At 70.4% G+C, this 12,005-nt stretch carries 11 protein-coding genes; 3 read left to right on the forward strand and 8 right to left on the reverse strand.

Going from position 1 to position 12,005, the window contains the following annotated elements; translation table 11 throughout:
- Positions 1–136: 136 nt before the first annotated feature.
- The 3 genes from VFE05_02865 (at position 137) to VFE05_02875 (ending at position 1,554) form a co-directional block, all read left to right on the forward strand.
- Positions 137–727 (forward strand): hypothetical protein, encoded by a 591-nt coding sequence (locus VFE05_02865; protein ID HET6228991.1) that lies wholly within the window; start codon positions 137–139, stop codon positions 725–727.
- 108 nt (positions 728–835) lie between these two features.
- Positions 836–1,192 (forward strand): hypothetical protein, encoded by a 357-nt coding sequence (locus VFE05_02870; GenBank protein HET6228992.1) that lies wholly within the window; start codon positions 836–838, stop codon positions 1,190–1,192.
- 176 nt (positions 1,193–1,368) lie between these two features.
- On the forward strand, positions 1,369–1,554 hold the full coding sequence (locus VFE05_02875) for a hypothetical protein (protein ID HET6228993.1): 186 nt from the start codon (positions 1,369–1,371) through the stop codon (positions 1,552–1,554).
- 344 nt (positions 1,555–1,898) lie between these two features.
- Here the strand turns inward: VFE05_02875 and VFE05_02880 are convergent, their stop codons facing one another.
- From VFE05_02880 to VFE05_02915, 8 genes are all read right to left on the reverse strand, one after another.
- Positions 1,899–3,788: a potassium transporter Kup gene (locus VFE05_02880; GenBank protein ID HET6228994.1), complete on the reverse strand. Its 1,890-nt coding sequence runs from the start codon at positions 3,786–3,788 to the stop codon at positions 1,899–1,901.
- A gap of 354 nt (positions 3,789–4,142) precedes the next feature.
- The gene (gene recA / locus VFE05_02885; protein HET6228995.1) at positions 4,143–5,189 is read right to left on the reverse strand and encodes a recombinase RecA; all 1,047 of its coding nucleotides are present in this window, start codon (positions 5,187–5,189) and stop codon (positions 4,143–4,145) included.
- Positions 5,190–5,356: 167 nt separating this feature from the next.
- Positions 5,357–6,409: a GntG family PLP-dependent aldolase gene (locus VFE05_02890; protein HET6228996.1), complete on the reverse strand. Its 1,053-nt coding sequence runs from the start codon at positions 6,407–6,409 to the stop codon at positions 5,357–5,359.
- Positions 6,410–6,795: 386 nt separating this feature from the next.
- Positions 6,796–7,605, reverse strand: coding sequence for an SDR family NAD(P)-dependent oxidoreductase (locus VFE05_02895; protein ID HET6228997.1), 810 nt, complete (start codon positions 7,603–7,605; stop codon positions 6,796–6,798).
- Between the two features lie 151 nt (positions 7,606–7,756).
- Entirely contained in the window at positions 7,757–8,803 is a 1,047-nt protein-coding gene (locus tag VFE05_02900; GenBank protein HET6228998.1) for a serine hydrolase domain-containing protein, read from the reverse strand.
- Positions 8,804–9,123: 320 nt separating this feature from the next.
- Positions 9,124–9,870: a 1-(5-phosphoribosyl)-5-[(5-phosphoribosylamino)methylideneamino]imidazole-4-carboxamide isomerase gene (gene hisA, locus VFE05_02905; protein HET6228999.1), complete on the reverse strand. Its 747-nt coding sequence runs from the start codon at positions 9,868–9,870 to the stop codon at positions 9,124–9,126.
- Positions 9,871–9,874: 4 nt separating this feature from the next.
- Positions 9,875–11,182, reverse strand: coding sequence for a peptidoglycan DD-metalloendopeptidase family protein (locus tag VFE05_02910; GenBank protein HET6229000.1), 1,308 nt, complete (start codon positions 11,180–11,182; stop codon positions 9,875–9,877).
- Between the two features lie 589 nt (positions 11,183–11,771).
- Positions 11,772–12,005, reverse strand: a 234-nt coding sequence (locus tag VFE05_02915) for a hypothetical protein (GenBank protein ID HET6229001.1), incomplete at its 5' end; no start/stop codon positions are given.

Here is a 12,005-nt window from a genome sequence, read left to right on the forward strand (position 1 = left end):
AACGAGGCGTACACGCTGCTCCGCCGCCGCAGCCAGCAGCAGAGCCAGTCCATGATCCAGATCGCCCGCGCCGTCGTGGCCGCCGAGGCCATGCTGCGCCGCGCCGCCCGCCCGGCCTGACCCGCACCCGGAACCGGTGACATCCACCCCGGCCCGCCGGCTGCAGCTCGTGCCCGTCGGCCCCGCCGCGTGCATCCCCGCGTGGCTCGGCCCCGCACTGGACGAGACCTTCGGCACTCTCAGCTACCACGGCGAGCCGCTGGAGCTGGACCGCGCGGGCTACGACCCGGCGCGGGGCCAATTCCTCTCCGCACCCATCGTGGACGAACTGGTGGAGCGCGCGCGCTCTGCTCCGCGCGGCGAGGCCATGGAATGGGCGCTGGGCGTCACCGAGGCAGAGCTGTACGCGCCCGGCCTCACCTTCGTCTTCGGCGAGGCGACGGTGGGCGGGTGCGCGGCGGTGGTCAGCACCTCGCGGCTCCGCGACGGCGCCGGGGCGGACCCGCGCGTGTTCGGGACGCGCCTGCTGGCAGAGGCGGTGCACGAGCTGGGGCACGTGGCGGGGCTGGACCATTGCGCCCGCGAAGACTGCGTCATGCACCTGTCGGCGGGCGTGGAAGACACGGACCGCAAAGGCACGCGGCCCTGCGCGGAATGTCGCGTGGCGCTGCAAAGGGCCCGTTGCACATCAAATCCTTGTTCCGGGCCCATTTCGCGATTACCTTGATGCGTCCGCAATGGTATCGCCGCAACGCGCCTTCCAGAACACACCAGCCGCCACCATTCGCGCGTGCCCAGCGCTACCGCCACCATGCACTCCGAATCCCCCAGTTCTTTGCGACGCGCCTACCTGGAGTGGGTCGAGGAGCAGGTCGAGGATTTCAAGGACTCCATCCCGCGCGCCAAGCTGCTGGACTTGGCCGACGAGGTGGCGACGGAGCTGCGAATGAGCCCGGACGGCCAGTACCAGCTCACCGAGATCCTGATGTGCGCCGCGGTCGACCGCCGCATCATCCGCCTGCTCAAGCTGCCGGGGTACCGCGCGTGGGCCGCGCAGCACCGCGTGTCCGCCGCGCCGCAGCCGCACGAGCCGCCGCACCCGGAGCTGGCGCCGCACGAGCCCGCCCGCATCACGGTGCCCCGCATCGCGCCCGCACTCGCGGGTTACGATGCGGCCGCTTGTGTCGTTTGAACACGGAGCCTGATCACTTTTTGACACGCACCGCTTGACCGAGGCCCGGGCAGTCCTCGGCAAACAGATGCGCTACAACGGCTTACGTACACCCGGAAACGGGTACGCGGCGTGCACACACCCGGCCCGAGCGCCTTCCGCGCGACAGGCCGGTTCCTTTTTACATGCGCCGTACCATGCAGATCAAAGCATTCCTGGCCGCAAACGCAGCCGCCGACGCGGCCGACGCCGTGGGCATCGTGGTGCAGGGCGCCCGCCCGGCGCTCGAGGAGCCGTGCCTGGCGTTCGTGTGGGGCGGCGAAGCGCGCCCCCGCCCGTCCCTACCCTTCGGCCGCTGGAAGGCCGCCGGCCGCGCCGCCTGACCCGGCATAGCAGCATCGCCGGACCCACATCGACGGACAACGAAGAGGCGGAGGAGCCAGCAAGCTCCTCCGCCTCTTTTTCGTCCGGCAGCGAACTGCGTCGACGAGGTGTCGATTGGGGAGTCCGCCAGTGCAGGCGGACTTGTGCCTGTGCAGCGCGAATTATCTGTCTCGCGTTTGCTTTGCGCGGGTGCGGCGGGCCCCCCTCCCCGCCTCGCTTAGGCTCGTCGACCCTCCCCCAAAACTGCCTGGGGGAGGGTTGAGTTTCTACCGATCCCCATCCCTCATCGCGTCGAGTACATAACCCCGATCCGCATCTCGGATCTTCGATCGATGCGGTGGCGTCAGATTTCGATCTGGGCGCCGAGCTCGACGACGCGGTTGGGGGGGATGCGGAAGAAGGAGGTGGCGCTGCGCGCGTTGCGCGACATGAGCGCGAACAGCTTCTCGCGCCAGATGGCCATGCCCGGGCGCTTGGTGGCGATCAGGGTCTCGCGGCCCAGGAAGAACGAGGTGTGGCCGGGGCGCAGGTCCAGGCCGTCGGCCTTGGCGAGCTTCAGGGCCTCCGGCACGTCCGGCTCGTCCATGAAGCCGTAGCGCAGGGTGATGCGGAAGAAGCCCTGCCCCAGCACCTCCACGCGAACCCGGTCCGCCACCCCCACATGCGGCACCTCGTCGGTGGAGACACCCAGGAAGACGACCTGCTGGTGCAGCGCCTTGTAGTGCTTGAGGCTGTGCAGCAGCGCCGGCGGGGTGCCGTTGGGGTCGCCGTACATGAAGATGGCCGTGCCGGGGACGCGGATGGGCGAGTTGTTCTTCACGTCCTGCAGGAACAGCTCGGGCGGCAGCGTGCCCGCGTGCAGGCGCTGCGCGACGATGCCGCGACCCTTCTTCCACGTGGACATCAGCGTGAAGACGACGGCGCCGACGACGAGCGGGAACCAGCCGCCGTGCGGGATCTTGATGATGTTGGCCGCGAAGAACGCCAGGTCGATGAGCATGAACGTGCCAGCGAGCGGCACCACCTTCGCCAGGCTCCACTGCCACCGCTCGCGCGCCACCACCGCGAAGAGCAGCGTGGTCACCACCATGGTGGTCGTCACCGCCACGCCGTACGCCGCCGCCAGGTTGGTGGACGACCCGAAGCCCAGCACCAACCCGATGCAGGCCAGCATCAGCCCCCAGTTGATGGCGGGGATGTAGATCTGCCCGCGCTCGGTCTCGGACGTGTGGGCGATCTCCACGCGCGGGCTGTAGCCCAGCTGCACCGCCTGCATGGTGAGCGAGAACGCGCCCGAGATCAGCGCCTGCGACGCGATCACCGCCGCCATGGTGGAGAGCACCACCATGGGGTACAGCGCCCACGACGGCGCCAGCCGGTAGAACGGGTTCGCCGCGGCCGACGGGTCGGAGATGAGCAGCGCGCCCTGCCCGAAGTAGTTCAGCAGCAGCCCCGGCAGCACCAGCCCGAACCAGGCGTACTGGATGGGCTTGCGGCCGAAGTGGCCCATGTCGGCGTACAGCGCCTCGCCGCCGGTGAGCACCAGGAAGACCGAGCCCAGCACCAGGAAGCCGTGCCAGCCGTTGCGGCTGAAGAAGGTGACCGCGTGCCACGGGTTCACCGCCGCCAGCACGCCGGGGTTGTGCACCACCTCCACGATGCCCAGCGCGCCCAGCACGATGAACCACAGCAGCATCACGGGCCCGAAGATCTTCCCGATGCCGCCCGTGCCGCGCCGCTGGATCGCGAAGAGGCCGATGAGGATGACGATGGTGATGGGGATCACGTACGGCGTGAAGAGCGGCGTCGCCACCGTGAGGCCCTCCACCGCGCTCAGCACGGAGATGGCCGGCGTGATCATCCCGTCGCCGTACAGCAGCGCCGTGCCGAACAGGCCTAGCATGATGAGCAGCCACCGCCCGCGCTTGTGCGACTGGAGCGGCGTGACCAGCGCGGTCAGCGCCAGGATGCCGCCCTCGCCGCGGTTGTCGGCGCGCATCACGAACACCAGGTACTTGATGGAGATGACGACGATCAGCGACCAGACGATGAGCGACAGCACTCCCAGCACGTTGTCGGGCGTCACCTGCATGCCGTGCTCTCCGAAGAAGCACTCCTTCATCGCGTAGAGCGGGCTGGTGCCGAGGTCGCCGTACACCACCCCCAGCGCCGCCAGCGTCAAGAGGGCCAGGTACCGCCCGGCAGGCGGCGTATGCCCCGATGTATCCGTCACGTTGCCCGATGCCGAAAGAGGAAAGGCCCCCGCGCACCCGGTGCGCCGCGGCCACCCGCGCGGGACAGCGTCCCGCCGCGCGTTGAGTAGCAACCCCGGTGCCGCTGCACGCAGGAAGGCCCGCGCAGCGAAGGGCCGCGGCGCGGGCGGCGGGTATTGTGACGCCCCTTGCCTCCCACGTCAACCGCGGAACACATGAAGTGCGCGGAGTGCCAGGCGATTGCGCCGGATCACCGGTCGATCCTCACCTCGTCCGGCGACGCACGAGGGCTTCCGTCCGCCATGAAGACGGCCAGACGAACGAAAGGCCCCGGCGTGATGCCGGGGCCCCGTCTCGATCTCGGCCGATGCGCGTCAGTCGGTCGCGCCGTCGTCGGTGGCCGCGATGCCGTTCATCCCCAGCGTGTCCTTGACCTTGGTCTCGATCTCGGCCGCGAGGTCGGGGTTGTCCTGGAGGAACGCCTTGACGTTCTCGCGCCCCTGGCCCAGCCGCACGTCGCCGTAGCTGAACCAGGCGCCGGACTTCTGGATCACCTCGGTCTCCACGCCCAGGTCCACCACGATGCCGTAGTGGTCGATGCCCACGTTGAACATGATGTCGAACTCCGCCTGCTTGAAGGGCGGCGCGACCTTATTCTTCACGATCTTCGCGCGGGTTTTGTTGCCCACCAGCACTTCCTTGTCCTTGATCGACCCGATGCGGCGGATGTCGATGCGGAGGCTCGCATAGAACTTGAGCGCCCGCCCGCCGGTGGTCGTCTCCGGGCTGCCGAACATCACGCCGATCTTCTCGCGGATCTGGTTGGTGAAGATCACCGTGGTGTTGGAGCGGTTGATGGCGCCCGTGAGCTTGCGCAGCGCCTGGCTCATGAGCCGCGCCTGGAGGCCCACGTGGCTGTCGCCCATCTCGCCCTCGATCTCGGCGCGGGGCACCAGCGCGGCGACGGAGTCGATCACGACCACGTCCACTGCGGCGGAGCGCACGAGCACCTCGGCGATCTCCAGGCCCTGCTCGCCGGTGTCGGGCTGCGACACGAGCAGGTTGTCCACGTCCACGCCCAGCTTCTTGGCGTAGCCGATGTCCAGCGCGTGCTCGGCGTCGATGAAGGCCGCCACGCCGCCGGACTTCTGGGCGTTGGCGATCACGTGGAGGCAGAGCGTGGTCTTGCCCGACGACTCGGGCCCGTAGATCTCGGTGATTCGCCCGCGTGGGATGCCGCCGATGCCGATGGCGGCGTCGAGGTTGATGGCGCCGGTGGGGATCACCTGCACCTTCACCACGGGGGCGTTGATCCCCATGCGCATGATGGAGCCCTTGCCGTACGCCTTCTCGATCTGGCTGATGGCGCTGGTGAGGGCCTTCGCCTTGTTGTCGCTGCTCAGCTCGGTTGCTGCGGCCATGTTTCCTCGTGACGGAGCTTGGTCGTTTTCACCCCGGGCGGGGCACGGAAATGATACCCTCGCCCCTCCGGAGCGTTCCCGAAAGAAATGCGAAAGTTGACACCTGCGCAAGGGTTTCGTTCATGCCGGCCGCGCGTCGCGTAAAGGCCGTCCAAAAACCCCGCGAATCAAGCCGTTAGCTCACCCACCACCTCGGCCCACGCGGCCGCCGCGCGTGCGATCCCCGCATCGTCCACGTCCATGTGTGTGACCGCGCGGAGGCGGCGCGGCCCGAACTGCGTCATGCGCGTGCCGCGCCGCTCCAGCGCGCCGAGGACGTCCGCAGGCGCGAGCCGCGCATCGTTCAGGTCCACCATGACGATGTTGGTCTCCGGCACGGGAGCGGAGACGCCGGGCAGCGCGGCGACGGCTTCGGCCAGCTGCTTCGCGCGCTGGTGGTCGGCCGCCAGCAGCGGGAAGTTGTTGCGGAGCGCGTAGAGGGCCCCGGCGGCCATCATCCCCGCCTGCCGAATGCCGCCGCCCAGCCGGCGGCGGACGCGCCAGGCGCGCTCCATCGTCTCCGCATCTCCCGCCAGCACCGAGCCCATGGGCGCGCCGAGGCCCTTGGAGAGCGCCACCATCACCGTGGCCGCGGGCGCGGCGAGGTCGGCGAGCGAGTGGCCGGTGGCGACGGAGGCGTTGGGCAGGCGCGCGCCGTCCAGGTGCACGCGGATTCCGCGTTCGCGGGCTACGTCGGCCACGGCCCGCATCTGCGCGAGGGGCAGCACGCGGCCGCCGGCGCTGTTATGCGTGTTCTCCAGGCAGAGCATGGAGGTCTGCGTCACGTACGGTGACTTCGGCCGGATCGCTTCCGCAGCCAGCTCGGGGGTGAGCAGCCCGTCCGCCGTGAAGACGGCGCGGAGGGAGATGCCGCCCCACGCGGCCGCGGCGGCCTCCTCGTAGTTGAGGATGTGCCCGCCGGAGTCGATCACCGCCTCGGTGCCGGGCTGCCCCAGGACGAGCATGGCCGTCTGGTTCGCCATGATGCCGCTGGGGAAGAAGAGCGCGCGCTCCTTGCCCAGCAGCTCGGCCGCGTACCGCTCCAGCTCCGCGGCGGTGGGGTCGTCGCCGAGCACCGCGTCGCCCACCTCGGCCTCAGCGATGGCGCGGCGCATCTGCGGAGACGGGCGGGTGACGGTGTCGGAGCGGAGGTCGACGGCGGCGGCCTGGTCGTGCGGCATCCTTGGATCTTCCGGTACGGGGCGTTTCATCCCCCGCCGGACGACAGGAGGAGAGGTGGATGCGAAATACTCCACTCCGCCCCGCCTGACAAGGGATGCGGCCCGCGCTCCATGATCTACCCTCGTGACCTTGCCCTCACCGCACCCCGAGCCTCCGCCAAGACGCATCGCCAGCGTCTGCAAGTGGACGGAGAGTACGCCAGCGCCGCACAGAATACAGCACACGACGGCGCAAAGCAAGCCTTTCGATCCGCCGATCGATTTCCGTCAGCTACCACCCATCTGCGGAGAACAGCAGGGTAGGCGACTCTCAACCACCCCGGCCGATACGCGAAGATGCGAGGCAGCCGGATGAGCCGCCTCGCATCTCTCGATACATCAACCGCTTACTTGTCGGCGGAGCCGGGCTCGGCGAGCTTGCGGTGCTGGTCTGCCTTCACCGTCTCGGGCGTGACCTGCGCGAGCGTGGACTGCACCTTGTTCTTGAAGGCGCCCGCGACCACGTGGTCCTTGCCCGCCATCATGGCGTCGAAGCCCTGATGCGCGACCTCGGCGGGATCGTCCTTCTTCCCCGCGCCGACCTTGGTGTCGTCCATCCCCGCGCGGTGGAAGAAGTTCGTGTCCGTGGGCCCGGGCTGGAGCGCCGTGATGGTGACGCCGCTGTCGCGCACCTCGTTGCGCAGAGCCTCGGCGAAGCTGAGCACGAACGCCTTGGACGCGCCGTACACCGCCTCGAACGGCGCCGGCATCTCTGCCGCGATCGAGGCGGTGATGAGGATGCGGCCCTGCCCGCGCGCGACCATATCCCCCAGCACGTGCTTGGTAAGATGGACGACGGAGGTGACGTTGAGGGCGATCAGGTTCAGCTCGGCGTCCAGGTCCGTCTCCAGGAAGGGCCCGCCCACGCCCACGCCGGCGTTGATGGCGATGGCGTCTACCGGCTGTCCCGCAGCCTGGATCGCGCCGACGAGCGTGTGGACGCCGTCGTGAGTGGCTAGGTCCGCGCGGACGGTGTCGACCGTGGCACCGAGCGCCCGGACCTGCGCGGCGGCCGGTTCCAGCCCCTCCCCCGCGGAGGTGACCAGCAGGTCGTAGCCGTTCCCGGCGAACACCTTCGCCAGCTCCAGCCCGATGCCGCTGGACGCGCCGGTGACGACGGCGAAGGGACGGCCCGCCTTGTTGTCGATCTCGCTCATCGATGCATGCTCCTCACGTTTCCCCGGCTCGCGCGCGGCCCTCGCCTGCGCCGGTCCGGGTGTGCTCACGTGCGAGCCGCCTACGCACGGACCAGACCGCCGCGTCCAGGGATTGTCTCACCTCCGCCCGCGTGTGGCATCGGTCCCCGCCTCACCGCCTGGGGAGGGCACTCACGCCGAACCCGCCGAGCGACGTGAGGAAGGCGCGGGCGAACGGCGAACGCTCGATCGCGGCCTCGTCCAGCCTCGTGCTCCACTGCAGGCCGTCGCTGTTGGCGAGAAGGATCAGCGTGACGTGCTCGTCCGGCACCTTGAGATAGAGGGCGGAATAGGCGCCCTCCCACAGGCCGGTGTGCCAGACGACGCGGTGCCCGGCGACGTCCTTCGCGAACCAGCCCAGGCCGTAGGGCAGCCCGGCCCCGGACGGCCCGCGTCCCGGCGTCCACATCGCCTCGCGCGAGGCTTCGGAGACGAGCCTGCCGTCGTCCAGCGCGATGTCGAAGCGTGCCATGTCGCTCGCGGTGGAGACAACGCCGCCCGCAGCACCGTCGCCCTGCGGCGGCGGCTCCGGCGAGCGGACGAGCGCGCCGGTGCTGTCCACGTGGTACGGCTGCGCCTTGTCCGCCGCGAGGTCCGGGCGCAGCGGCAGCCGGCGGTGGATGCGAGCCGACCTCGTCATCCCCGCCGGTCCGAACACGTACTCCGCGACGAGGTCGGAGAACGGCGTGCCGGCCACCTGCGCCATCGGCCGCGACGCCCACGAGTACGACGCAGGATTGTAGAAGAAGCGCGTGCCGACGTCGCCGTTCGCCTGCATGGAGAGCACGTGGCGCAGCGTGAGCGGCTGGCTGTCGCAGTGGTAGTCGTGGAAGAAGATGCCGCCGCCCTGGCGCACGTCGGTGCAGAACTCCGCAAAGCCGTCGTACGTGCTCATCCGCCGGTCCAGGTCCAGCTTGCCCATCTCCACCAGCCGCATGGCCACCACGGCCGAGACGGGCTTCGTGACGGATGCGATGGGGAGCGGCGTGTGTTCCGTCATGGGCCGCCGCGCCTCCACGTCCGCGTACCCGAACCCGCGGCCCAGCACCACCCGCCCGTCCGCGACGACGGCGACGGAGAGGCCGGGGATGCGCACCGCCATCCGCAGCGAGTCGACGGTGGCGGAGAAGCGGGCGATCTCGTCTGCGGAGATTCGCATCCTGTGCTCGCGAGCTGTCGGAAGGGGCGATGGCGCTGACGGGTGCCGTCCCGCGGAGCAAGCGGCCAGCAGTGAAAACGCCCCCGCCGCCAGCATGGCTGACGCGAGGGCGTTCGGTCGAGTCGGAGACAAGATAGGAGTAGTCATGCGGTGACTACGCGGCGTGGAACCGTGAGGATTCGTCGACTCCCGCATCTTCCCGCATCTGTTCGGCCTGATTCCCCGACAGAAGCGTCCGAACAAGCGCCACCGGAACTTACGCTCGATCTGCACCTCGAAGCCACATCCGCCGGAGGACGGCGGGCCAGACACCAGATCGGTCAGCGGATGCGGCGGAAGGCTGCGGGGAGGTCGATGCGGCCTTCGTAGATGGCCTTGCCGATGACGGCGCCGGCGAGGGCGGCGCCGTTCGCGGCCGCGGCGGCGACGGCTTCCACGTCTTCCACGCCGCGCATGCCGCCGGAGACGATGACGTCGGCGCCGGAGAACTCCGCCAGCTTTGCGGAAAGCTCCAGGTTGGGCCCGGCGAACATGCCGTCGCGCTCGATATCGGTGTGGATGATGGTGCGGACGCCCAGGTCCGCCAGCGAGCGCGCCAGGTCGAAGAGATCGGCCGTGCTCTCCTCCGTCCACCCGCGCGCGGCGGGGCGGCGGCCGCGCGCGTCGAGGCCCACGGCGATGCGATCCGCGCCCCAGCGGTCGACGGCGGTGCGCACCAGCTCCGGCTTCTCGATGGCGGCCGTGCCGATGACGGCGCGGGCTACGCCGGCGTCCAGCACCTCGGCGAGGTCGCCTTCCGTGCGGAGGCCGCCGCCGGTCTGGACACGAAGGGAGGTGGACGCGACGAGATCGCGGATGAGCGGACGGTTGCTGCCGTCGCCGAACGCAGCATCCAGGTCGACGACGTGGACCCACGCGGCCCCCGCGTCCGCGAACTGGCGGATCACGGCGTGCGGATCGGTGCCGTAGACGGTCTCGCGGTCGGCGGCGCCCTTCTCCAGGCGCACGCACCGGCCGCGGCGCAGGTCCACGGCCGGGAAAATGTCGATGCGGCGCCCGAGCGCCACGGCGTCACTCGGCATCCGACCGGGGCGCGGAGGTCTTCGCGTCCGCCAGGCGGAACCCGTTGGAGGCGCGGTCCATGAGCGCGACGCGGCCCGCCACCAGCTCGCGGAAGCGGTCACGCCGGCCGCCGGTGAGCGGCTCGCCGGTGAGGTACTTGATGGAGCTCGGGTTCACCGCGACGCCGTCGGTGTGGAACTCATAGTGGAGGTGCGGGCCGGTGGCGAGGCCCGTCATCCCCACGAAGCCGATGAGCTGGCCCTGGCGCACGCGCGTGCCCGGGTGGATGCCCGGCGCGAAGCCGCGCAGGTGCCCGTAGCGGCTGGAGTACCCGCGCGCGTGCCGGATCTCGACGACGTTGCCGTAGCCGCCGCCGTGGCCCGCGCGCGCGACGACGCCGTCGCCCACGGCGCGCACGGGCGTGCCCTGCGCGGCGGCGTAGTCGATTCCCTTGTGGGCGCGGATGCGGTGCAGGATGGGGTGATAGCGCCCGGTGGAGAAGACGGAGCTGATGCGGCGGAACTCCAGCGGCGCGCGCAGGAAGGCGCGCTTGAGCGAGCCGCCGCGGGCGTCGTAGTAGTCCTCCGTCCCATCGGGCGAGCGGAAGAAGTACGCCTCGTGGTCTTCGCCCGCGACGTCGAACTGGACGGCGAGGATGCGGCCGGAGCGCGCGGTGCCGTCGGGCCGCACGTCGCGCTCGTACATGATGCGGTAGCGGTCGCCCGCGCGCAGGTCGCGCGAGAAGTCGACCTGCCAGGCGAAGATGCGGTCCGCCAGCACGTCGGCGATGCGCTCGCGCTCGTTGCGGGGCACGCTGCCGCTGCCGTCCAGCAGGCCCTGGTACAGCGAGGTGCGGACTTCGCCGGCGAGGACGGCGGTGTCGGTGCGGACCGGCACCTCGGCGACGGTGGCGGCCATGGTGCCGCCGTCGTTTCGGATGCTGACCTTGTGGTCCGGGTCCAGGCTCATCTCCAGCTTGCGCAGCTCGCCGGTGGCGGCGGACCGGCGGTAGGCGATCACGGCGCCGGGCCGCAGCGAGCGCAGGTCCTGCTGCGCGCGAAGCTGCTCGATGAGCGCGTGGGCGTCTGCCGCGTCCAGCCGGGCGCGCTCCAGCAGGTCGGACAGCGTCTCGCCCTTCCGCAGCGTGTCGCGGTATGCGGTCTCCAGCGGCGCGGCGTGCAGCGCGGGCAGGAGGGCGGGCGGCGCCGCGGCTTCGTCGGCCTTGGAGGCGGAGGTGACGAAGACGCTGGCGAGCGCGAGGCCGCAGGAGCCGAGGAGGCCGGCGGCGAGGACGCGGTAGGGTCTGGAGATGGGCATCTGGCTGTCCTTCTGGTTGGTTGACTTCACCACCCGGTCACAACACTACACACGGAACTTGGGGTAATTCGCGGCTGGGAGGGGGCCCTCACCCGGCTCGTAAAACTCGCCTGCCCTCTCCCACGGGTGGGAGAAGGCACGAAGCCGTTGGCGTGCTTCGGCAGCGTGGAGGCGGCGGCCTTTGGCTGGGGCTGCGCCCTGCGCTTTCGGGGTGCCGAGGCGGTGGGCGCCGGCTGGGCGGTAGAGCGACGATCCGTCGGGCGCCGTTTGCGGCCGGTGCCGGATGTCACCGCTCCGTCGTTTCTGCTCTTCCCGTCGTTCCGCTGTTCCCCGAAAAGTTTTAGCGGAGGGAGACTCGCGCGGCGGTTTGCGCGAGGCTCGCTCCGCGGGCGGGGAGACCCCGGACGGACGCCAACGGCAGTATCGTTGGCCGGAGGAGGAGGCTCACCGCCCCCGCGCAGGAGACGGGCGGCCAGGCAGTATCGGCCGGCCGGCTCCGGAGCGGTCCATCAGAAACGCGGCCTGTACTGCAAAACATCGGAAAACACGCCGTCCTCCGCGGTGGGAGCGGAGGACGGCGGGGACCGCCTCAGTCCATCTGGCGGCGGATGAAGGTGGGGATCTCCAGGTCGTTGGGCATGGCGCGCTGGTCCGACTGGCGCACCGGCGGCCACCGGTGCAGCGGCGTGGCCCCGGAATCGCTCGCGGCCGGCTGCGGACGCTCCAGCGGCTGGAGCGTGGTCGATGCCGTGTGCGTGTGCGCGGGCGGCGCCGTGGGCGGGCGCAGGCCGGGACGCGTCTCGGGCATCGCGCGCTGGTGCCC

It is taken from the genome of Longimicrobiaceae bacterium (assembly GCA_035696245.1).
Classification (GTDB): domain Bacteria; phylum Gemmatimonadota; class Gemmatimonadetes; order Longimicrobiales; family Longimicrobiaceae; genus DASRQW01.

Excerpts from the sequence above, each read along its gene's own strand:
- VFE05_02875 (HET6228993.1), top strand. The coding sequence starts at position 1,369 with ATGCAGATCAAAGCATTCCTGGCCGCAAACGCAGCCGCCGACGCGGCC.
- VFE05_02910 (HET6229000.1), bottom strand. The coding sequence starts at position 11,182 with ATGCCCATCTCCAGACCCTACCGCGTCCTCGCCGCCGGCCTCCTCGGC.
- recA (HET6228995.1), bottom strand. The coding sequence starts at position 5,189 with ATGGCCGCAGCAACCGAGCTGAGCAGCGACAACAAGGCGAAGGCCCTC.
- VFE05_02900 (HET6228998.1), bottom strand. The coding sequence starts at position 8,803 with ATGCGAATCTCCGCAGACGAGATCGCCCGCTTCTCCGCCACCGTCGAC.
- VFE05_02895 (HET6228997.1), bottom strand. The coding sequence starts at position 7,605 with ATGAGCGAGATCGACAACAAGGCGGGCCGTCCCTTCGCCGTCGTCACC.
- VFE05_02890 (HET6228996.1), bottom strand. The coding sequence starts at position 6,409 with ATGCCGCACGACCAGGCCGCCGCCGTCGACCTCCGCTCCGACACCGTC.